The sequence below is a fragment of the Fibrella aestuarina BUZ 2 genome, assembly GCF_000331105.1.
Lineage (GTDB): Bacteria > Bacteroidota > Bacteroidia > Cytophagales > Spirosomataceae > Fibrella > Fibrella aestuarina.
Window position 1 is genome coordinate 4,619,936 of sequence record NC_020054.1, and the last position, 21,802, is coordinate 4,641,737.

At 52.8% G+C, this 21,802-nt stretch carries 24 protein-coding genes and 1 tRNA gene; 8 read left to right on the plus strand and 17 right to left on the minus strand.

What is annotated here, in order from left to right; all coding sequences use genetic code 11:
* Nucleotides 1-3 precede the first annotated feature (3 nt).
* Nucleotides 4-594 carry a hypothetical protein gene (locus FAES_RS18940; RefSeq protein WP_148289402.1) on the plus strand — a complete coding sequence of 197 codons (591 nt, stop codon included), beginning with the start codon at nt 4-6 and terminating at the stop codon, nt 592-594.
* Here the strand turns inward: FAES_RS18940 and FAES_RS18945 are convergent.
* The 3 genes from FAES_RS18945 to FAES_RS18955 form a co-directional block, all read right to left on the minus strand.
* The gene (locus tag FAES_RS18945; RefSeq protein WP_015332837.1) at nt 556-1,116 is read right to left on the minus strand and encodes an AAA family ATPase; all 561 of its coding nucleotides are present in this window, start codon (nt 1,114-1,116) and stop codon (nt 556-558) included. The genes FAES_RS18940 and FAES_RS18945 overlap by 39 nt on opposite strands.
* Nucleotides 1,067-1,726, minus strand: a complete 660-nt coding sequence (locus tag FAES_RS18950; RefSeq protein ID WP_015332838.1) for a pseudouridine synthase — start codon at nt 1,724-1,726, stop codon at nt 1,067-1,069. Before FAES_RS18950 ends, FAES_RS18945 begins: the two co-directional genes overlap by 50 nt.
* An 83-nt stretch (nt 1,727-1,809) precedes the next feature.
* Nucleotides 1,810-2,598 (minus strand): exodeoxyribonuclease III, encoded by a 789-nt coding sequence (locus FAES_RS18955; RefSeq protein ID WP_015332839.1) that lies wholly within the window; start codon nt 2,596-2,598, stop codon nt 1,810-1,812.
* 122 nt (nt 2,599-2,720) lie between these two features.
* Here FAES_RS18955 and FAES_RS18960 point away from each other — a divergent pair, with 122 nt between their 5' ends.
* The 4 genes from FAES_RS18960 to FAES_RS18975 all read left to right on the plus strand — a co-directional run bounded on the left by FAES_RS18960 (nt 2,721) and on the right by FAES_RS18975 (nt 8,514).
* Nucleotides 2,721-3,398 (plus strand): hypothetical protein, encoded by a 678-nt coding sequence (locus FAES_RS18960; RefSeq protein ID WP_015332840.1) that lies wholly within the window; start codon nt 2,721-2,723, stop codon nt 3,396-3,398.
* A gap of 124 nt (nt 3,399-3,522) precedes the next feature.
* Nucleotides 3,523-5,850, plus strand: a complete 2,328-nt coding sequence (locus tag FAES_RS18965; RefSeq protein ID WP_229364503.1) for a peptidylprolyl isomerase — start codon at nt 3,523-3,525, stop codon at nt 5,848-5,850.
* A 109-nt stretch (nt 5,851-5,959) separates the two neighbouring features.
* The gene (locus FAES_RS18970) at nt 5,960-7,411 is read left to right on the plus strand and encodes a peptidylprolyl isomerase (RefSeq protein ID WP_015332842.1); all 1,452 of its coding nucleotides are present in this window, start codon (nt 5,960-5,962) and stop codon (nt 7,409-7,411) included.
* Nucleotides 7,412-7,551: 140 nt separating this feature from the next.
* Entirely contained in the window at nt 7,552-8,514 is a 963-nt protein-coding gene (locus FAES_RS18975) for an AAA family ATPase (RefSeq protein ID WP_015332843.1), read from the plus strand.
* A gap of 131 nt (nt 8,515-8,645) precedes the next feature.
* Here FAES_RS18975 and FAES_RS18980 read toward each other — a convergent pair whose 3' ends face one another.
* The 4 genes from FAES_RS18980 to purL all read right to left on the minus strand — a co-directional run bounded on the left by FAES_RS18980 (nt 8,646) and on the right by purL (nt 12,610).
* Entirely contained in the window at nt 8,646-9,236 is a 591-nt protein-coding gene (locus FAES_RS18980) for a nucleotidyltransferase family protein (RefSeq protein WP_015332844.1), read from the minus strand.
* Nucleotides 9,233-9,994 (minus strand): tRNA pseudouridine(38-40) synthase TruA, encoded by a 762-nt coding sequence (gene truA, locus FAES_RS18985; RefSeq protein WP_015332845.1) that lies wholly within the window; start codon nt 9,992-9,994, stop codon nt 9,233-9,235. The genes FAES_RS18980 and truA overlap by 4 nt, the downstream gene beginning before the upstream one ends.
* Before the next feature lie 141 nt (nt 9,995-10,135).
* Entirely contained in the window at nt 10,136-10,318 is a 183-nt protein-coding gene (locus FAES_RS18990; RefSeq protein WP_015332846.1) for a PDDEXK family nuclease, read from the minus strand.
* A gap of 15 nt (nt 10,319-10,333) precedes the next feature.
* Entirely contained in the window at nt 10,334-12,610 is a 2,277-nt protein-coding gene (gene purL, locus FAES_RS18995; RefSeq protein WP_015332847.1) for a phosphoribosylformylglycinamidine synthase subunit PurL, read from the minus strand.
* Nucleotides 12,611-12,793: 183 nt separating this feature from the next.
* Here purL and FAES_RS19000 point away from each other — a divergent pair.
* The 3 genes from FAES_RS19000 (at nt 12,794) to FAES_RS19010 (ending at nt 14,354) form a co-directional block, all read left to right on the plus strand.
* Nucleotides 12,794-12,878: transfer RNA gene (locus tag FAES_RS19000), tRNA-Ser, on the plus strand.
* Between the two features lie 241 nt (nt 12,879-13,119).
* Nucleotides 13,120-14,103, plus strand: a complete 984-nt coding sequence (locus FAES_RS19005; RefSeq protein WP_015332848.1) for a phage integrase SAM-like domain-containing protein — start codon at nt 13,120-13,122, stop codon at nt 14,101-14,103.
* Between the two features lie 2 nt (nt 14,104-14,105).
* Nucleotides 14,106-14,354, plus strand: coding sequence for a site-specific integrase (locus FAES_RS19010; RefSeq protein WP_015332849.1), 249 nt, complete (start codon nt 14,106-14,108; stop codon nt 14,352-14,354).
* Nucleotides 14,355-14,391: 37 nt separating this feature from the next.
* On the opposite strand, the gene FAES_RS19015 is transcribed toward FAES_RS19010, so the two are convergent.
* From FAES_RS19015 to FAES_RS19055, 10 genes are all read right to left on the minus strand, one after another.
* On the minus strand, nt 14,392-14,628 hold the full coding sequence (locus tag FAES_RS19015) for a hypothetical protein (RefSeq protein WP_148289403.1): 237 nt from the start codon (nt 14,626-14,628) through the stop codon (nt 14,392-14,394).
* Nucleotides 14,629-14,932: 304 nt separating this feature from the next.
* A complete protein-coding gene (locus FAES_RS30140) occupies nt 14,933-15,553 on the minus strand; it encodes a hypothetical protein (RefSeq protein WP_148289404.1) in 621 nt (206 codons plus the stop codon).
* 16 nt (nt 15,554-15,569) lie between these two features.
* On the minus strand, nt 15,570-16,841 hold the full coding sequence (locus FAES_RS19020; RefSeq protein ID WP_041258117.1) for an AAA family ATPase: 1,272 nt from the start codon (nt 16,839-16,841) through the stop codon (nt 15,570-15,572).
* Nucleotides 16,819-17,523, minus strand: coding sequence for a hypothetical protein (locus tag FAES_RS19025; protein WP_041258119.1), 705 nt, complete (start codon nt 17,521-17,523; stop codon nt 16,819-16,821). Before FAES_RS19025 ends, FAES_RS19020 begins: the two co-directional genes overlap by 23 nt.
* Before the next feature lie 3 nt (nt 17,524-17,526).
* Nucleotides 17,527-18,405: a DNA-methyltransferase gene (locus tag FAES_RS29660; RefSeq protein ID WP_083891500.1), complete on the minus strand. Its 879-nt coding sequence runs from the start codon at nt 18,403-18,405 to the stop codon at nt 17,527-17,529.
* A 302-nt stretch (nt 18,406-18,707) separates the two neighbouring features.
* Entirely contained in the window at nt 18,708-20,207 is a 1,500-nt protein-coding gene (locus FAES_RS19035; protein ID WP_015332853.1) for a terminase large subunit domain-containing protein, read from the minus strand.
* Between the two features lie 26 nt (nt 20,208-20,233).
* Nucleotides 20,234-20,755 (minus strand): hypothetical protein, encoded by a 522-nt coding sequence (locus tag FAES_RS19040; RefSeq protein ID WP_015332854.1) that lies wholly within the window; start codon nt 20,753-20,755, stop codon nt 20,234-20,236.
* A gap of 66 nt (nt 20,756-20,821) precedes the next feature.
* A complete protein-coding gene (locus FAES_RS19045; protein WP_041258120.1) occupies nt 20,822-21,178 on the minus strand; it encodes a hypothetical protein in 357 nt (118 codons plus the stop codon).
* A 55-nt stretch (nt 21,179-21,233) separates the two neighbouring features.
* Nucleotides 21,234-21,491 (minus strand): hypothetical protein, encoded by a 258-nt coding sequence (locus tag FAES_RS19050; RefSeq protein ID WP_041258122.1) that lies wholly within the window; start codon nt 21,489-21,491, stop codon nt 21,234-21,236.
* Nucleotides 21,492-21,552: 61 nt separating this feature from the next.
* Nucleotides 21,553-21,732, minus strand: a complete 180-nt coding sequence (locus tag FAES_RS19055) for a hypothetical protein (protein ID WP_015332856.1) — start codon at nt 21,730-21,732, stop codon at nt 21,553-21,555.
* Nucleotides 21,733-21,802 lie beyond the last annotated feature (70 nt).

Genomic DNA, 21,802 nt, shown 5'->3' on the forward strand with positions numbered 1-21,802 from the left:
GCGTTGACCAGCCGACCTTCGGTTGCCTCACTGGCCCAGATGGTTTCAGTAATGGGGCATCCATTACTCACCCTGCCCTTGGGTGCCTTGGTTCTTCTGGTGCGCTACGAGACAACGGACCGAGCCATTGGCCTGTCGGCCTTGCTGATTGGGGCCCTGTTTATTCCCCTGGCGGTCGTTATGTACCGCAATCAGGCCAAAGGCACGTACACCAACTTTGACGTATCGGATCAGGCGCAGCGCCAGCGCTGGTATTGGTTGGCACTGAGCTTGTTGACCGGCGTTTCGCTGCTCGTTTTTATAACGAATCAGCCCTATCTGATACGGATCAGCCTTGCTTGTGCTACGCTCTTACTAGGCACGTCTCTTCTGCTTAACCTCCTCATCAAAAGCTCCTTACACGTCTCGCTGAACACGTACCTGGCCTGCCTCCTCTGCTTATTTGATCCCCAGGCAGGCGGGCTGTGGCTGGCGCTAGTCCCGCTGATTGGTTGGTCGAGGTACCAGTTGGGTCGGCATACACTCGCCGAATTAATGGTGGGCGGCATGCTCGGGTTAAGTGCTGGCGGTCTGTTCCTTTTTCTCGCCCAATAGCGCATCAATCGCGTCGATAACCTGCTGTTTCCGGGCGGCATACACGCGGCCCGACACCACGACGTAGTGGATGCCGCGCCGGGTCAGGGCCTGCTCGAATAAATGGTACATTTCCTCGCGGCGATCGCCCAGATCGCGGAGGCCGTCGGCGACCCAGGGTACGTCGGTATTGAGCAGAAAATACGCATCGAACTGCTCCTTCGCGGCCAGTTCGGTCAAGATGGGCGGATGCGCTACGCCGTAGACATCGGCGTACAGCTGCGTGGTAATCAGGTCGGTATCGCAGATCAGCACCCGGTTGGCCAGGGGCAGGGCGCGCGTTACGGCCTCGGTCTGCGCGACGGCAATGCGGGCGTAGTCGCTGCTGTTCAGTTCTACGTTCGTCAGGTCGCCCGACAGAATCAGATCGCGGGCGACTTCAGGTACGTATACCGTGTGGTAATGGTCGGCCAGCTGCTGGGCCAACGTGGTCTTACCAACGCTTTCGGGGCCGTAAAGGCAAATTTTTAGGGGGTCGGGCATGAGGGGTGGCGCCAGCCTGAGCACCCATCGGCGTACTCAGCAGTTGCGTAATATCGTCGTTATCGAGCAAACGTACCTCGCCGGGCTGCATCCCCGCCGCCGTCAGGGGCCCAATGGACCAGCGCACCAGCCGCAACGTCGGGAACCCCACGGCGGCCGTCATCCGACGGACCTGCCGATTTTTCCCCTCGGTCAGCGTCAGGGCGATCCAGGAAGTCGGGATGTTGGCCCGGAAGCGGATGGGCGGGTTACGGGGCGGCAGATCGGGCTCGTCGGTGAGGCGTTGGGCGATGGCCGGGCGGGTGCGGTGCGCTTTCCCATCCACGCTGATCGTGACCCCCTCGGCCAGCTGACGCAGCGCCTCGTCGGTGATGGCTCCGTCGACTTGCACGTAGTAGGTCCGTTCGTGGGCAAACCGGGGGTCGAGCAGGCGGTGGTTGATGCGTTTGTCGCTCGTCAGCAGCAACAGCCCTTCACTATCCGCGTCGAGCCGCCCCACCGGATATACGTCTTTCGCGAAGGCGAACGGCAGATCCGCCAGCGTTTGGTTTTCGCCTTCCGGCGAAAACTGCGAGAGCATCAGGTACGGTTTGTAGATCAGAACGTGCATGGAATAATGAGATAAAGAGTGAAAGAGCGAATGAGTGAATGGGCTGACGCGTTCATTGCGCCTGCGTCAGCCCATTCACTCATTCACTCATTCGCTCTTTCACTCTTTATCTCATTGATCGCTACCCAAACCGGGCCGTGGTCGGAGTGGACAGCTTCGGGGTGGTGACCGGCCGCCTGAATGCGGTCGGCGATGGACTCAGCGACGGAGATGTAATCGATGCGCCAGCCTTTGTTGTTGGCCCGCGCCCCGGCCCGGTAACTCCACCAGCTGTATTCAACGGCATCGGGATTTTTCGTCCGAAATGCATCGACAAAGCCACTGGCAAACCAGCGGTCCATCCAGGCGCGCTCCTCGGGCAGAAAGCCCGTCGTATTTTTATTGCGGGCGGGGTCGTGGATGTCGCGTTCGGTATGGGCGATATTGTAATCACCCACCACGATCAGGTTGGGGCGCGACTGCCGCAAGTCCTGCACGTAGTCGAAAAACTCGGCCAGAAACTGCATCTTCACCCCCTGCCGCAGTTCGCCCGTCGTGCCCGAGGGGAAGTAACAGTTCAGCACCGTGATGTCGTCAAAATCGGTGCGCAGGATACGGCCTTCGCAATCGTAATGCGCTAAGCCACAGCCCAGCACGGCATAGTCGGCGGGGCGTTTCGAGAACGTAGCCACGCCCGAATACCCTTTTTTCTCGGCCGCGTGCCAGTGGTAGGTGTAGCCCAGCGCCTCAAACAGGGCCAGGTCGACCACGTCGTGCGTGGCCTTCACCTCCTGAAAACAGAGTACGTCGGTCGGGTGCTGCTGCAGCCAGTCGATCAGGCCGTTTTTGATGGCTGCCCGGATGCCATTGACGTTGTAGGTAAGCAAGCGCATAGAGGCGCAAAGATACGCGCTGTAGAATTTTAAGGGGCGAAAGGTCGTTTGGTCTGTACAGTTTGTCGTCTGATGCTCGTCATGCCGACAACCACTATCCTGTACTTGTTAACTGTACGTTCATGCGCCTTTGCGTCATTGCCGCCACGCTGTTGCTTACCGCCTGTGCCGCCCCGAAACCGTTCGTGGCCGAATTAAAACCCAACTCCCTCAAAGCCAACAACCTGGAAGAAACGTTGAGCCGACGCGACGAAGTCATGCTGGCCTATTCGCTGGTGAGCTACGACGCCAAGAACAAAGCCGTGGGGGTCGTCAATGGCGGGTGGGGCGTGCAGTCGCTCAAAAAAGGGCAGCAGGCCGACCTCTCAAACGCCCAGACCATTCAGCTGCCCATCCCGCAAAACGGGCGTATTGTGGCGTCGCTGGTGCTGCTGGAAGTGGACGATTACAACCAGGCCTCGACCCTGGTGAGCAAAATTCAGCGGGTCAATAACATCGTCAGCGTACCGGCGGGCGTTTTATTGTCGAGTGTGGAAGCGCTGACGCCCCTGAAATACGTATCGGCCGGACTGGCGGCGGCGGGTTTTGGGCTTCAGTTTGCCAATCAACTCGACGACGATGATGTGTTGGGGCAAAGCAGCGTCGAGCTGACCGATGCGCAGTTGAAGCAGTCGAGCAAACGGTCGATGCGCGTACCGGTCCGGTTTACGGGCACGCACCTGCGCGATTCGTTCGATTACGAGCTGACCTACGATGTGGTGTTAAAAAACGTCAAAATCAAGCCATCTGGGCAAGATTGACTATCTTTGTAAGTTAGTTTTCAGTTGATGCGTCACCCCTTTCCGGTTGGTTTGCCGGCCAGAAATTGGGGTACTGCATACGCCAACTGAAAACGCTAAAAACTGGAAATTGAGCCTTTTCCCATTGCGTAATTCACTCGTTCATTCCGTCCGGCTTACTGGCCCCGCCCTGCTGTTGTTGCTGGCAGCGGCCTGTAAAACGTCGGCACCCGTCGCGACTACGGCTCCGCCGCCAGTACCCGCCAAACCGGCCGTGCTGACGCTGGGCGGCACCAAAGCCTTTTCGAGCGACGAGTTTTTCGATTCCTTCACGAAAAATCAGCTCTCGGCCGATTCGTCGCAGCGCACCGATATTCGTGGTTACCTCGATCTGTATACCAACCTGAAGCTGAAAGTGCTGGCTGCCGAAAAGCAGGGGCGCGACACCACCGAGGCGTTTCGGGAAGAGATGGCGACCTACCGCAAGCAGTTGGCCCAATCGTACCTGACCGACAAAACACTGGTCGATCAGCTCACGGCCGAAGCCTACCAGCGGATGCAGCAGGAAGTCAATGCCTCGCACATCCTGATTGGCGTGGCGGAAGATGCCGAACCGGCCGATACACTCGCGGCCTATCAGCAGGCCCTCTCGGTGCGGGAGCGGCTTCAGAACGGCGAATCGTTCGAGGCGCTGGCCCGGCAGGTATCGAAAGACCCGTCGGCGAAGCAGAACAGCGGCAACCTGGGTTATTTTACGGCCTTCCAAACGGTGTATCCGCTCGAAACGGCGGCCTACACGCAATCGCCGGGTACGTTGTCGACGCCCATCCGTACCCGGTTTGGCTACCACATTCTGCGGGTCAACGACCGCCGCCCGTCGCGCGGAAAAGTGCAGGTGGCTCACATTCTGGTGCGGCTCTCGCCCACGGCCGAGCCGCAGGGGGCCGCTGCCGCCAAAACCCGCATCGACGAAGCCTACGCCAAGTTGCAGGCCGGTGAGTCGTTTGAAACGGTTGCCCGCACCTACTCCGACGATACGCAGAGCAAAGGCGCGGGCGGTAAGCTGCCGGCTTTTGCCACCGGGCAGAATGTACCGGCCTTTGAAGAGGCCGCTTTTGCGCTCACCACGCCGGGCAGCTACAGCACTCCGTTCAAGACTAATTACGGCTGGCATATCGTGAAACTCATTGGCCGCCAACCGATGGAATCGTTCACCGAACTGGCCCCCGCCATCCGGCAGAAAGTTGTCACCGACTCCCGCGCCGACGTGCTCCGGCAGGCCACGCTGGCGCGCCTGAGCCGCGAGTACAAGGTGATCGAAAACGAACCGGTCAAAGACGCTGCCCTGGCCAAAGGCGATTCGAGCCTGTTTATGGGCAAATGGCGGGCGGGCAAATTCCTCGACGACCCCTTTACGACCCAGCCCCTGCTGACGATCGACAATCAGGCGATTCCGGCCCGGAAATTCTTCGATTATGTGGAGCAGAAGCAGTCGGCCCGGATGGAGCCGAGCGGTCCGCCGCGGGGCCTCATGCGCCGGTTCTACAACCGCTTCAAAGGTGATCAGCTGATCGCCGCCGAAGAAGCGAATCTGGACCGAAAATACCCTGAATTCCGCGCCCTGCTCAACGAGGTGCGCGATGGCGTGCTGCTGTCGCAGGTGATGGAAGAACAGGTCTGGGAACGGTCGATGGCCGATTCGCTGGGGCAGAAAGACTTTTACGAGAAAAACCGGGCGAAGTACCAGTATCCGGAACGGGCCGTGGCGACCATCATCGACGCCGCCGACGAGAAGCTACTGGCCGAAGCCAAAGCCCGGCTGGCCACCAGCCCCTACACCCTGAAACGGTCGGCACCCGGTCTGCAATTCAGTTCCAACCAGACAACCCTCTCGACGGAAGGCGACGAAGTGCTGTATGAGGTGATGGTGACGATGGTCAAGAATCCGGCCTACGTGGTGGAAGTGACGGCCTCGCGCGACGCCTCGGAAAGCGACACGGTCTCGACGGCCCGGCTGCGGAGGGTGGTAAACTACCTCACGAAAAACGGCGTTCAGTTAGCACGGATCACCGAAAAAGATGTGCAGGCGTTTCGACCCAATGCCAACGGTGCCGCCGCCCGGCGGGTCACGTTTACGTATGGCAGTACGTCGAAGCAGGACGTGGCGCGGGTGCTGAGCAGTCAGCAGCCCAACGCCGTCGTGATCACCGAAGGCATTTTCGCCAAAGGTCAGAATAAATTGGTCGATGAATTGCCCTGGCAGAAAGGTACCAGCACGTTTACGGCTAATAACCGGGTGGTGCAGGTGACCATCAGCCGGATCGATGCCCCCCGCCCGCGCACCTTTGCCGAAGCCCGAGGCGCCGTTATTAACGATTACCAGGCGTTTTTAGAGCAGCAGTTTATCGCCAATCTGCGCCAGAAATACCCCGTTCAGGTGAACGAGGACGAGTTAAAGCGACTAGTAAAGTAAGGTCAAGGTCTCCGGTTCAAGCGGTCCGCCGCTACGGGGTCGAGGTTAGCTGCCAAGTTAGCCAACCCCGGCCAATGAATCTGGGCCATTGAATCTTGAACAGACATCCATGAACAAGAGTCAAACCATTTCCCTGAGTGTGCTGGGCGTTACCCTAACGCTGGCTCAGGCCTTCAGTACGGGCGGTTTTGCGTCGCGGAAGGCGGTGTTGCCGCAGCCGCTCCGGTCGGAAGTAGCCGCGCGCGACACCATCGAAGACCCCAGCGCGGTCGTCCTGAACAAGATCATCGCCAAGGTCGACAACTACTACGTGTTGCAGTCGGACCTGGAGGAGTCATACAACTCGTATGCCGCGCAGGGGCAGCAGGCGCCCCAGAAGTGCCAGTTGCTCGAAAGCCTCGTCATCAACAAAATGATGCTGGCCAAAGCCGAGATCGACTCGGTGGTGGTCGATGATAAGCTGGTGGATAGCCAGCTCGACAGCCGGATGTCGTACATGATTCAGCAGTATGGGTCCGAGAAAAACATTGTCGAGCAGTTTGGTAAGAGCCTGGAGATGCTCAAGAGCGAGGTACGTACCCAGGTGAAAGACCAGATGCTGACCCGCAAGATGCAGGAGACGATCACGGCCAAAACCAAGGTGACGCCCCGCGACGTGCTGAAATTCTTCAACAGTATCCCGAAAGACAGCCTGCCCTACATGCCCGCCGAAGTAGAAGTGGGGCAGATTGTGCGGTACGCCAAAGTGAGCAAAGCCCAGAAAGACCAGCTCATTCAGCGGCTGCGTTCGTTGCGTGACAGCGTTGCGGCCGGGGCTGACTTCGCCGCCCTGGCTAAAGCCAATTCGGAAGACGTCGTTTCGGCGCAGAACGGCGGCGACCTCGGCTACGCCAAACGCGGGATGATGGTCGCTCCGTTTGAAGGGGCCGCCCTGAAACTCAAGCCCGGCGAGATGTCGGACGTAGTGGAGTCTGACTTTGGGTATCACCTGATTCAGTTGATCGAAACGCGCGGCGCCGAGTACCACGCCCGCCACATTCTGCTGCGCCCGGAATACGCCCGCCTCGACGTCAACGAGCCGACCCGTTTTCTGGACAGCCTGAAGCATCAGATCGAGATTGACAGCATCAAATTCGACAAAGCGGCCAAAGATTTTTCGGAAGACAAGGCTACGGCCGATGCGGGTGGCATCATTCGTGATCCGCAATCGGGAGGGTCGCGGCTGGCGATGGACGGCTCGATGGACTACGCCATGTTTACGATTCTCGACACAATGACGGTTGGCAAAATCACGCCGGTACTCCCCTACCGCTCCGACGACGGCAAAACCGGCGTGCGGATTTTGTACTACAAAACCAAAATCCAGCCCCACACGGCCGACTATAAGGTCGACTTCGAAAAGCTGCAGAATATCGTTTTGCAGAACAAGAAGAACAAAGCCATCGACGAGTGGTTTCGTAAATCAGTCAGTGACGTCTACATTACCGTCGATCCGCAATACACGGGTTGTCGCATCTTCGGCACCACCCAGACAGGCAGTGCCCAGGCCAGTAACAATTAATGAATAATGTACGATGCACAATGTACAATGGGAGCGCTCAGGTGACGTACCTGGCCGTTACGAGGTAGCCGCCCATTGTACATTGTGCATCGTACATTATTCATTCCTTACCCTACGTTCATTCTTAAACTCAACTACTAGTGCCTTATACTTCCGACGTGGCGGCTGCAGAAGCCCTGAAAGACGCTTATAAAAAGCTTAGTACTGAAATTGGTAAGGTCGTTATCGGGCAGGACGAAACCGTCCGGCTGCTGCTTACCGCTATGTTTTGTCAGGGACACTGCCTGCTGGTGGGCGTGCCGGGGCTGGCTAAGACGCTGCTGATTCAGACGATTGCCAACGCCCTGCACCTCGATTTCAACCGGATTCAGTTTACGCCCGACCTGATGCCGTCGGATATTCTCGGCTCCGAAACGCTCGATCAGGACCGGAACTTCAAGTTCATCAAAGGCCCCATTTTCGCCAACATCATCCTGGCTGATGAGATCAACCGGACGCCGCCCAAGACCCAGTCGGCCCTGCTTGAGGCCATGCAGGAATACAAGGTGACCATTGCCGGGCAGAACTACCCGCTGGGCCGTCCCTTCTTCGTGCTGGCGACGCAGAACCCCATCGAGCAGGAAGGGACGTACCCACTGCCCGAAGCGCAGCTCGACCGGTTTATGTTTAACATCTACCTCGATTACCCGTCGTATCAGTCGGAGCTGGCGATCGTGAAGAGTACGACCAGCGACGAGCGGTATCAGGTAAAACCGATTCTGACGGGCGAAGAAATCTCGGAGTTTCAGCACCTGGTTCGGCGCGTCCCCGTGGCCGACAACGTGGTGGAATACGCCGTAAAACTGGTGCACAAAACGCGCCCCAACACCGAATTGGCCGCCCCCGATGCCAACCAGTATCTGGAATGGGGCGCGGGTCCGCGGGCCTCGCAGTCGCTGATTCTGGCGTCGAAGTGCAATGCCTTGCTCAACGGCAAGTATTCACCCGATATCGAAGACGTGCGCGCCGTGGCGTTGCCCATTCTGCGGCACCGCATCGTCCGCAACTTTAAAGCCGAAGCCGAAGGCATCACCGTCGAGCAATTGGTGAAGAAGTTGATGTAGACTTTTGTAAGCTGGAAAGTCAAAAGTCCGGAGTCTGGAAAGTCCGTTTTTGTGATGCTTCTGCAAAACAAGTACTGGCAACTTTCCATACTTCGGACTTCATCTTTCTAAACCGACTTTCCAGACTCTACTTAATTGCCCAACGCCTCCACCTGCGCCCAATAGTCGAGGTCGACGGCGGCGGGTTCAAAGCCGATCTGAGCCAGGTCGGCTTTGTTTTTAATGATGACCCATTTGGGTGCTTTCTCGTCGGTGAGGGCGAGCAGCGCATCGGCGTAGGTACGTCGGAACAGGGCGGGCATGTGCACCTGATCGGCGTAGCGCGTGGCCACGATGCCTTTACCACTTTCATCCTGCGTGGCCACCAATTGCTGAAGCAGCGCGGGCGTCAGAAACGGCTGATCGCAGGGCATGATGACGAAGGCCTCGATGCTTGGCTGCATCATAAAGAGACCAACCATGCCCATCTTCACCGACGACGCAATGCCCTCGCTATAGGTGGGATTATCGATTAGGGTCACGCCCAAGCCGTCGAGTTCGGCGGCGACAGCCTCACGCTCATGCCCCAGCACGACCACTACAGGCCCGCCTAATTCGGCTGCCAACGCGACTTCGGCGGCCGTTCTGACGAGCGACGTGCCATTGATACTGAGTAATTGTTTGTTGATACCCCCAAAGCGTTTGGAAGAGCCTGCGGCGAGTACAATGATGCCTATTGTCATGAATGTCGTTTCTCAAAAACCGATTCGGGGTAGCTTACTTCGGTTAGGAACAGCCCATTGGGTGGTGCGGCCCGGCCTGCCCGCGTGCGGTCTTCGGCCTGAATAATGGCTTCAAACTCGGCTACGGTCATCCGCCCCTGCCCCACCTCCAGCATCGTCCCGACCAGGCAGCGCACCATCCCGTACAGGAAGCGGTCAGCCTTGACGTGGTAAACGAGGTGGTTGCCCTGCCAGCGCCACTCGGACCGCATCAGCTTGCAATGGTAATGGTTAACCTCCGTCCTGACTTTACTAAAGCTACGAAAATTGCTGTAGCGGAGCAGCGTAGCGGCCGCTTCGTTCATGGTGTCGACGTCGAGCGCAGGCCGGAAAATATAGGTCTGATGCGTATCAAACGGGCTTTTCTGCCGACAGATGTGGTATTGGTAGTAACGCGCCGTGGCCGAGAATCGGGCGTGATCGGTGGGGCCAACTGGAAAGATGTCGTAGATGGCGATGCCATCGGGCAGCATGTTGTTGAGCGAGTAGATCAGCAGGTCCGTCTCGGGCAGGTCGCCGTCCGTCTCGAAGTGGGCGAACTGCTGGGCCGCATGCACGCCCGCGTCGGTACGCCCACTACCCACCACGTAGATCGGGCGGCTCAGGCGCTTGGTCAGCGTTTCCTCAAGCACCTGCTGCACACTAATGCCGTTCGGCTGGTACTGCCACCCATGAAATTCGGTGCCTTTGTACGCTAACTCGATAAAATAACGCTGCATAGGGGAATGTCAGTAGGCTGCGCCGTCATTTGACTTCGTCGTCATTGGTGGTCATTGATTGTCATTTGTCGCAAAACAACGAATGACAATCAATGACCACCAATAACGCGAAGCAGATGACAGCGCAACCCACCTAATCAGTCAAATTTTCCGCTGATCACGCAAGGCCAGCATCGTGTTAACGACTAACTCGTTGTGGTTGAACGTTCCGCCAGCCATGGCATAGACCTGACCGGCGTCGAACTCATAGCGAATATCGCTTTGCTGCTCGAGCGTTTCGTAGTCTGGGTACGTTAGCAAACGGAATTGGGTGGTTGGCTCCATTCGTCAGGTACGTTGTTACGCCATGATCTTGCCCAGCGCGTTATTGTACAGCGGAGCGGCTTCGGCGGAGGTCAGCACGGTCTGCCCGTTCACCACAAAATCGGCGGGGGTTACGTTGCCGATCTGGCTGTAGGCGATGTGGGTACGTTCCATGAACTGCTCGAACGCCGACTGCTGCTCCGCCGCGACCGACACGACCACCCGGCTCTGGCTTTCGCCGAACAGGTACGCGTCGGTGCGGTAGTCGCCGTCGGTGGTGATGGCAAAGCCCGTGTTGCCCGCCATGGCCGACTCGGCAACGGCCACAAACAGGCCACCGTCGGAAATGTCGTGGGCCGAGGCGATCAGCTTCTTCGTGATCAGTTGTTTCACCGTCGCCTGCACGGCCAGTTCCTGCTCGATGTCGAAGGCCGGCGCGGGCGAGGCTTTCACCTTCCGGTACGAATAGAGGTATTCCGACGAGGCGATGTCGTTCTGCGGTGAACCGATCAGGTAGATCAGGTCGCCGCCCGCCGGCCGGAAGTTGAGCGTCATGCGGTTGTCGGGGTTTTCCATCAGGCCCAGCATGCCAATGGTCGGCGTCGGGAACACGGGGCCGTCGTCCGACGACTGGTTGTAGAAACTCACGTTGCCCCCCGTCACTGGCGTTTCAAAGCGGCGGCAGGCTTCGCCCATGCCTTTCACGGCTTCCACAAAGTGCCAGTAGACCTCAGGTACGTAGGGATTGCCGAAGTTCAGGTTGTTGGTCACGGCCAGCGGTTCGCCACCCGTGCAGACGATGTTGCGGGCGGCTTCGGCCACGGCGATCTGCGCGCCCACGTAGGGGTTGGCGTTGACGTACCGGCTGTTGCAGTCGACCGTAATGACGATGGACTTCTCGGATTTCGGGATACCGGCACCTTTCACCCGCACCACGGCCGCGTCAGACGGGGCGTTGGTGCTGCGGTTGCTGGTGCCCACCATCGAGTCGTATTGCTGGTAGACCCACTGCCGCGAGCAGATATTCGGGTGGCTCAGCAGGTGCGTAGCTACGGCCGATAGTTCAGCGGCTGGCACGTCGGGTACGCTCGCAATCTGAAACTTCCGGAATTCGTTGATGTAGGCCGGTTCTTTATAGTCGCGGCGGTATTGGGGCGCGCCGCCACCCAGCACCAGGTCATGAGCCGGCACGTCGGCAACGAGCTGTCCGTACCGGTAGAAATGCAGCCGTTGGGTGTCGGTCACCTCACCAATCTGGGCGCAGTGCAGGTCCCACTTGTCGAAGATCCCCTGGATGATGCCTTCTTTGCCTTTTTCGATCACGACCAGCATCCGCTCCTGTGACTCCGAGAGCAGAATCTCGAACGGGGCCATGTTGGTCTGACGGGTGGGCACTTTGTCGAGGTCGATGATCATGCCGTGTTCGCCTTTGGCACTCATCTCCGACGTTGAGCAGATAATGCCCGCCGCGCCCATATCCTGAATCCCGATTACATAGCCCGTGGCGATGATTTCGAGCGTGGCTTCAAGCAGCAGCTTCTCCATGAACGGGTCACCCACCTGCACAGCCGGCAGCTTGTCCGTCGAGGCGGCGGTAATGTCTTCCGAGGCGAACGTAGCGCCGTGGATACCGTCTTTCCCCGTGGCCGACCCGACGATGAAAACCGGGTTACCCACGCCATACGACGTAGCTTTGGCGACCTTACCTACTTCGACGATCCCCGCCGAGAAGGCGTTGACGAGCGGGTTGGTGTTGTAGCATTCATCGAAATAGATTTCGCCACCCACCGTCGGGATGCCGAACGCGTTGCCGTAGTCGCCAATGCCTTTTACCACGCCACGCAGCAGCCGACGTGTTTTGGGCAGGGTCAGGTCGCCGAACCGCAGCGAATTGAGCTGGGCGATGGGGCGCGCGCCCATCGTGAAGATGTCGCGGTTGATACCACCAACGCCCGTTGCGGCACCCTGATAGGGTTCGAGGGCCGAGGGGTGGTTGTGCGATTCGATCTTGAACGAGCACGCCAGGCCGTCGCCGATGTCGACCAGGCCCGCGTTTTCTTCGCCGGCCTTAGCCAGCATGCGCTCGGAGTCGCGGGGCAGGGTCTTCAGCCACACGATGGAGTTTTTATACGAACAGTGTTCCGACCACATCACCGAGAAAATGCTGAGTTCGGTGAAATTGGGCTGGCGACCGAGGATGGCAATGATCCGCTCGAACTCATCGGGCAGCACGCCCAGTTTACGGGCGGTTTCGACAGTTGGCAGGGGATCGAGGTTGATCTGCGGTTGTTCTGTGGCGTTCACGTGGGGCAAAAATTGAGATGAGAGAGCGATTAAACGACGACCGATGAGTCGTTCGTTATCAAGATTTTACGGGGGTTGACCACTGGCTTGACGCTGCAAAAATAGCCTTTTTTAGCCGTTCGGGGGCATTTTTTTCGGCATAGTGCTTGACAAGCGCCGGGATTTAGCCTACTTTTGCATCATCAATCACCCAGAGAGATGGCAGAGTGGTCGATTGCGGCGGTCTTGAAAACCGCTGACTGTAACAGGTCCGGGGGTTCGAATCCCTCTCTCTCTGCAACCTAAAGTGTTTATGACGAAGCCCGCCCACCACAGCGGGCTTTTTTTATGCCCTATCAGGCCAGAAACCGCTATTTGATCGTATCGGAAGAAACCAGCCGTACGATTTTGAGGTGGCATTAAAAGGGCCGAGGTGGCACTAAAAAATACCTTTCACAACTTCTTTCATATGTTTTAATGTAACTACATACGTTTGGTAGTTTCGTATCCTTTTTCTTTAAAAGAGGCAACGACTACCTATGAAACCATCTCGAATGGAAATGCTCTTTTGGGGCCATTCTTCTGCCAAAGACCCCGATATTATCTCTCTTTATTTCCGTGTTACGATCAATTCCCAACGGGCCGAACTCGGTTCTACTGGCATCAAAGTACACCGTAAGCAATGGAGCCAGGAGGGCCAGCGTCTAACCGCCCGCACACCTGAAGCCGGGCAACACAATCAAACGCTATCGATCTGGAAAACCCGCGTTCAAGCTATCTACAACGACCTACTACGGTCTGGTGAGCCTTTCACAGCATCGTACGTCAAGAAGCTTTTTCACCAGGAGGGCAAAGGATACTCCTTCATCCATCTATTCGATCATTACTTAGCGTCACTAGTAAAGAACCCGGACATAACAGAAGGGACACGCGAAACCTACGCTACTGTCAGAACAAAGGTAGGCCACTGGCTGGCATCGACTAAGCAAGGCGATCTGTTGGCGGAACGTTTTGGAAAAGCTGTACTTGAGCAGTATCGTACGTTCATGCGTAACGATGAAAGCCGCAAACCCGCCACAATTCGGAAGCACTCGAATACGATCAAACAAGTACTTTCCTACGGCTATCTAAACGACTACATTCAGCGCAATCCCTTGCAGGGCTACCGCGTCCCATCGGTTAAGCCAAACAAGCCCGTTTATCTAACCAAAGAAGAACTGGTCACGCTGATAAACTACGACTTTGGCCCCGACAAGGTATTGGGCGAAGTACGAGACTACTTTCTTATTCAGTGCTTTACTGGTCTCGCGTACTCCGACATTAAGGGTTTGCGTTACGACCACTTTTCGTATCAAGAACATGAGGAGATTGGCATGATCTGGTTAGAGAAAGACCGTGTAAAACCGGAAACACCGCCCGACAGCCGCTTCACCCCGTCGTTCAGTTCATCTTATCCAGCCGCTACGATGGCAAACCGGAAAACCTTCACGTTCGCCCAAACCAGAAAACTAACCTGTACTTAAAAGTGATTGCGTTGCGACTAGACATCGCCAAACGTATTACCACCCATACGGGCAGACGAACGTTTGCCAATCTGTGCCTGAACGGCGGATTATACGCGTCGATCTTCGCCCCAGGTGCCCGCTTGCTTGACACGGTACTTTCTAAAGAAAGCACGATAACCATGATGGGCCGTACATCGGCAAAAGGCTTGGAAGCTTACGCCAGCCCCGATGAACGGCGGATCATGCAGGAATTCAAGAAAAGCGCATAACCAAAACGCCCCGGCTAGTGTAGCCGGGGCGTTTCTGCTATTCGGTATCGTCTTCGCCGGGTTCGTCGGCTGGCATGGTTTCTTCGAGCAAAGCCAATGCTTTGTCAATACCGGCCCGTTCCCGAAGCGTCAACAGTTGCGCCGGAGTCCAAATGTCTCCATCAGCAACTGTTTCGAAGAAGTAAGCTACTGAGGCTTGTAAGGATTGAGCGGCTTCTTTAAACTCCTGGTGTTGTATGCTGATATTCTCCAGCTCGTACAGAATTGTCTCCAACGTCATCCTGATTGACATCTTTTATGGATGCAAAGGTAGCATTGTACGCGCTTACAACTCACAAACTAAAAAACTCAACGATTGGCAAATGAACCGTTATAGCAGAGCAATAACAATGCTACGTTCATGGTACTTATTATAAAAAAATTGCAGCTTAGTGACAAACGAAGCAATTCACACCTTATTCAGCTATCTTCAATAGCTATTTTTTGAAAAAATTGTGCGGTCAAATTGCTTCAATAAAGAGAAATCAACTAATTGATAATATTAGATTCATCTAACAATTAAGAACACAACACAATGGTCAAACGTTCCAACTTTGTATAGTATGGACTAGGTTCTGACGCCCTAACTCATACGCGATAAAAGGAGCGTTTTCTTGTAAATAGCTAAACTGAACTTTGTTTTTAACATAGTCTCTTATAATTCCAAGTCTGGCTTGAACTAAGTTATCATCAATATTGAGTTTCAATTTTCTGATTGTGAAATCCACTAAACTATATTGATTTGAATCAAGAAAATTAGGTTGGTTGTTTGGGTGAATAAGATAAGTTCTGAAATCCAAAACGAACCATCCATACTGAACAGTAAAAGGATCTACTATAGTATAATTTAGTTTTCGACTATTAAATCGCCTAGCAGCTAATCTAAAATTAGCCCATTCGTAAGCAAGGCTAGGGTCAACATCTCTAGATATATAATGATCTACCGTTGGATCACCAGTATGAGCAGGTATTTTTATTGCACAATATGCACAAATATTATCATAAGAAGTCTGTAACTCCGGTATACATTTCCTCCAATATTCTTTTCTAATCCATTCTGAACCTCTTGGTCTAGGTGTCGTTTTTAAGAATTTCAACCCTTTCTGACGAACTTTAATATCAAAATCGCCAGGTTCTTGCTTCGGAGTTACTGGTATCATCTCTGTTCAAATATTTTCAAAGTTTAATACCAAAGCTATCTGCATAACTACGCCACCTTGACCAAAAAATATCGAATGGACCTAGTACTTTTCTTAATTCGTTTGTTATTTTTTCTACATCATCCTTAGTAGCGTCTATATTACTCTGCATTTCGATCGCTTTGGAAATGACTTTCTCTGATTTAATACTGCCTCTCGGCTGATCTAGATTAAAGGCGTCCGAAGTTAACCACGAATCAATTGTACCTCTTTTTTCAAATTCAATGTCATTAATAGTGACATCTGCATTTTTACTATGCCTTTCACTGCTAATATCTAAGTGAAATAACCTATCCTTGTAATCGTCAAAGATGTTTTCTACAGAACCTGTTACAATTGGAGAATGTGTAGTTATCATAAACTGTATATCTAGTTCACTGCTTAGCTCACTAGAAACTTCTAGCATTGCAGGCAGTATCTTTCTTTGCCATTGTGGATGTAAGTGCACCTCTATTTCATCGATTAGAAAAACCATATTTTTGGCAATATCCTTTCGACTATTTTCTGAATATAGCTTATGTTCCTGCCAAGTCCAGACTATTAAATAGGCTAACGAAAGTATTCGTCTAACTCCTTCAGATGCGTGAATAACTGGTATTTCACCGTAAGGATGCTTGATAGTAGGCATTATTCGGCTGTCATAAGGCAATCGAACTAAGCTACCAGGTATTAATAAGCCTAAATCACTTGTATTTGGTGGAGAAAGCTGCTTGAGCACCCTTTTAAGGATGTCAAAAGACGAATCGTTAGCCTGCTGCCAAATTACCCAGTCATTAATTAGTCCATTGCAAAGATAAGTTGAAGCTCCTTTCCTTGACTTCAGGGAGTTTACGTCTCTTATATTTTCGACTAATCCTTCCCAAATTTCATTTTTAGTAAAAACTAAAGACCGGCCTTCTTTTTCTGCAAATGGGCTCGAATTAATATTGGGATCCATAACAGCGAATATACCGTTCGCTTTTGCATATATAATAAGGGCTTGATCTGAGCTTTCTTCTGTTTTTTGCCATTCTGAACTCCCCCTATTGTAAAAGGCGACCTGAAAGTTTGAAGCTCCATCATTCCCCTCTGTACCTGAAGAAATAATTGAAGGACCTTTCTTTATATTCTCAATACCTGGATAAAGAGGGTCATTTGTCCAAGTATTTGTCAACATCCACCATATAGATTCTAAAATAAACGTTTTACCTAAGCCATTATCACCAGTAATGATATTGAATCTTTTATTAAAAAAAAAGCTGAAAAGCATTAGCAGGGCCAACGTTTTCTATAGTTATGCTTTGAAGTGACTTTACCTTCTCCGCAGGGGCATCTACAGGAGCCGGAATAGAAAAAAAATTCCTGAATACCCCCCAATTAAATCCATCCGGCGACAATAAATTATTACCTCTATATTCTATAGGAATATCAAAATCAAAAAGCACAACCTCTTCTTCTGATATATTAAATTCTGTATAAAACAATTCTTTAATGGCCTCTAAGCTTAGCTTTGTTTCAATCCAATTATGATCTCTGTACAACCAAATTGCCAAACTGTAGAAAGGAATTTTATTGCCGTTTTGAAGATTATTAGCTAGTACATCAATATAATTTTCTGACCAGCCCCATAAGTTTGATCGTTTTGGATGAATGAATGCTTCGCCGAATTTCTGAGTTCTATTACTTTGTGAACCGCTATTAGCATAGTCGGACTTCAACCAAAACTTCTCTTTTTCTGACGGCCTAAATACTCTAAAAAAATACGTCGTATTAACTATTGGCTTGAAATGAATTTCTAAAAACTCCGCCTCTAAATGGCTGATCTGAAACTCTATCGTTCTTCCAATTGGCAACTTATTATGTTTGCATACTAAAAAGGTAATACCATAAAATGGCTGAACATTTTCTAAGTCAGCGAATGCTCTATGAACAGCATCTTGGCTAATGTACATAAATCAAATCGATCTTAATTGATTAACTGAGTAGTGGCAAAATTCTTCACTAATATCAATACCTGATACGTTCCGATTCATTGTTAAGCCTACTCTAGCAGTAGTTCCACTTCCTAGAAAAGGATCAAGTACCTTCCCCCCCTCAGGGCATCCTATATTTATGCATCTTTCAACAAGTTCGTCTGGGTATGGAGCTGTACCTAAATTTTGGGCTTTAGGACGGGCCGTGATTGTCCACATATCCTCTTGCGCGGCTTCCATCAGTGGAGCACGGTTAAAATAATAATCCTTATGCTTAGTCAACATAAAGATAAATTCATAACTGCGCCTTGGACGGTCTCTTACAGCTTCAGGCAGTGCATGCTGTCTGTACCATATGATTGTACTACGTAAAACCCATCCTCGACTCATCATCTCGTTTGTCACTCTCCAAGGTATTCCTATTAGAGATTTTGGCTTAATGCCGATACCCAGACCACCACTTTTGTCAACTGCTCGCAAACCGAACCTCCTCTTGCTGCTTTTCTTGTCTACTCCTTTTGATTCTCCCTTTCCTGAGTAATATGTATCTCCAATATTCATGAAAAACACACCTGATGGCTTCATGACTCGGTAGACCTCATCGAAAGTTTGGCATAAGTTATTTACGAATCCTTCGACAGAATCCTCTAGACCAATTTGATTCTCATGTCCGTAGTCTCGTAACCAGAAGTAAGGCGGTGAAGTGATAATAGTATCATAATGATTGCTCGGAAGGGTCTTCATTACGTCCCTCGAGTCACCATTATACACATTCCAAGTACATCCGTTTTTTGCAATTCCTTCGTGTGTTATGATTGTTGGCGTTGCTTTTCTCAATTCAGGTGATTCAGTAGTACTCATTAGTATCCTCTCAAAAATTCGTACCAAAATAGGGGTTACGGAACTCTCTATTCCTCTTTGAGCATAATTATATCAAGTTTTATCGTACTACTCTATCATAAGTTGTTATAAATCTGGCATTTGCACCACTTGAGCACTATGGGCCAAAATGTTGCACCCTTTTTTAAGTGCAACATTTTGGCTATCAAACATTTACACCCTGTACTCCCCCTTTTCAGACCGTATTTTACTCTCCTGACCCCGCCCTTTAGCATCTTGGAAAGTCGCACTTTCCATTTTTTCCGAATATATGAACCGGGGGGCTACATCATTTGAATATCAAAATCCCCCGCGCTTTCCTGCCTGCCGCCCTTCAACAGCCAAAGTACGTAGTAGTCTACCGTGTCGCTGTAGTGCGTCGCCCGCTCTTGCTCCATGCTGCTACTTTCGCTGCTCTTATCTTTCTCGAAGCCCCGCGTAACAGGTGAAGACGTTATCGATATGATAACCGACTTACACCGTATACCATCGAACAACAGCACATACCTTGCATCCTTACCGCTGAGTATGTCGTTGATCTTAACGTACTTGTCGTAGTGGCCGGGGTTGGTCTTAAGCGGGCTGGTACGCACTTTCCAGCCTGCCGCCTTGAGCACGTCGGCAAACTGTTGGAACATGCTTTTTGTAGAGCCTGCCGATTTATTGGCCCCGTTGCGGTCGCCTACCAGCGTTACGGTTTTGTTGCCGTGCCCGGCGTATTCGGTGGCGAATTTATGGGCCAACGTTTCCGACATCGTGAAGCCGGGGTCGGTCTCCTTTACGTGTAGCCCGTCGATGTTGCGGGCTTCCCGGCCTTGTACCTGCCAGGCCGTAAGGCTGGTAAAGTGGGCGTTGAAGTCGATACTTAAATCAATAGCCGCGCCCCGATCATAGAACGCCTTACCCTTGTAAACGGTAAAATCTTCGGTCTCGTGCTCATCGCTGACAACGTGCCGCTCGTGCTGAAACGAGGGGTAAAAACCGTTTGCCAGTCGGCTTATTCGCTTGCCTTCGACTTCGACTTCAAACACCAATTTTTGCAGCGACTTTCTAAGGGTGTCGATGTAATCAGCAGGCAAAAAGGCCATGTTGTCCCGCGTCATTATTTCCAGGTAGAAGTAGTTACCAGGCTCTTGCTTCGCCCATTCTTCGACCGAATGCAACCAAGCCGCGTCGGGTGTCCAGGGTGGCGACGAAAAGACCGCTAACGTATGGTGTAAGGCCGAATCGTACTTACCCACGTTGGCCCGGAGCGTCGGCAAGACGACCTTAAGCCAGGCTTCCCGAAAATTCAAGCCTTCGTCAATAATGTACAGATCGTAGTTACTGCCCCGGTTTTCGTCGCCGCCCAACAAAAAGCCTTCCATTTCGATCACGAAGCCATTGGGAAAGCTGATTACATTTTCCCAATTGTCGGGGCTTTCATGGGGCCGCTCGAAGTGCGGGGGCGGCTCGCGCCAAAGTACAAAACAGCCGACGCAGGTTTTAAAGTCGTATTCGGTTAGACCCCATTTTTTCCAACGGGCTTTTAAGCCTGCGGTTAATTTGGCCTTGCCTTTTTTGACGGTCTTAACGCCCCACCCACACCGCGCTTTGGGTAGGTCTTCCATTGCGTACATGAGGTAATCAGCCATTGTAACCGACTTGCCCCCGCCGCGCCCGCCGATCATGGCCGCTATCTTGTAATGATGGGTCGTAACAGCGGCCAAAAAGACCGCCTGTTTTTCGTTGACTTCGATTTCGATTTCTGCGGCATTTTCCAGAGCCGCTAAATTTTCGGGCATAGTGTTTTTTTGGGAAAGTCGGTTTTTTACTCGCTTTTTATCACTTCGTAGCCGACATCTTGCACCGCCCGTTTTTCGGGCGTCGCCTTGACGACCAACTTAATTTTGGTCGGCTTCTTGTATTCGTCAGTTTTCACTTCGGCGTCGTCTTTATAGGCTCCGTCGATCTTAGCGGCTTCTTTCAATAGCATTTGGAACGCCACGAATTCGCCCGCTTGCAGGGCTTCCATTGCCGCTTTGCGGAATAGCTCGGAATACAGAAACTTAACCCCGTCTTTGTCCTTGGACTGCCGAAGCTCGGCGAAGGTGGCGTAGGCCATGACCAAAATTTCGCGGCTTCGGCGGTCGGCCAAATGCTTGCTTTGCTTGAGCATGGTCAATACCTGACTATCGCTATAGCCTTCCCGGAGCCAGGCCCGCGCCGTGTCGATCTTGTCGAAGGTGTCGAACTGTGTCGGGGTTAGCTCTATCGTTTCATCGATTAGATACCGCTGGTAAACGGTCAATTCGTCGGCTACTTTTTGCAGGTACTTGTTATTCTGTCGCATGTGGTTTGATGAAGGAAGGTTTTGGGCGCAAATCCGGCGATTTACGCCCGTAAATGCCGCGCCGGGTTACTCGTATTGAATTCGTACCAGTTCGGCCCGGTAGTCGTTGATTAGGGCCGTTAGCCGGGCTACGTCGGCTTCCCAGGCTCCGGCCTTTTTGTCGCCGGGCTTGTCTTCGAGCTTGCGCCGGAGCTTGGAAAGGTTAACCTGGTTCTTTTGAATTTCTGCTTTGACTTGGGCTTCGCTCATGCCTAGCCGTATTTCGGTCGGCTTCGGGGCGTCGGTGGCCTGTTTGGGGGCTTCGCCCGTTTCGATCTCGTGCCGTACGGCTTTCCAGTTGGCCCGGATCGTCGTAAGCTCATCAACTACGGCTTTCCGGCCTGCTAGGTCGCCGGGGGCAAAATCGGCCAGCGTATTAGACAAAAGAGCGGCTTGCGTGTTGAGCCGGTCAGACTCAACAGCAAGCCGCTCTTTTCGGTCAGCCGTTACCGTTGCCGGGTTTACTCCGTGCTTTTTTTTGGTCGTCGTCGTTATCCTTCGCGTCGTCGTTGCTGGTTTTGGCCTTGCCGGTTTTTGCTTTGCCGGTGGCGTCGCCTGCTTCGTCGCCTTCGGCATCTTCGGCGGCCTGGTAAGCGGCCTTTGCTGCATCAAGCTCGCTTTGTGATTGCTCGCTTTGCTGGCTTTTGTGGTTCATTTCGGCTAGTTGATACTTAGCCCGGAGTTGTGCGGTTGTCATAACAGAATCTTATTTGGTTTTCGTGGAGCCAGGCAGCTCGTTTAACAGAATTTTATTTGGCCTATTCGGCCTTGCCGGGCTTTCCGGGTTTGTCTTCGATCTCTACGACTTCGACGTAAACGCCGGGGTAATGCTCGGCAATGTATTCGGCGTCGGCGACGTTCATTTTATCCGAAACGACTACGGTTTTTGGCCCTTTCTCGCCGTTAAGCTCGAAGTTGATGCCTTCGGCCTGGTTCAATACGATTACCGACCAAATGCACCACTACGCCGATGTCGGACGCTTGGACTAGAAAGGAGTTACCCAAAAT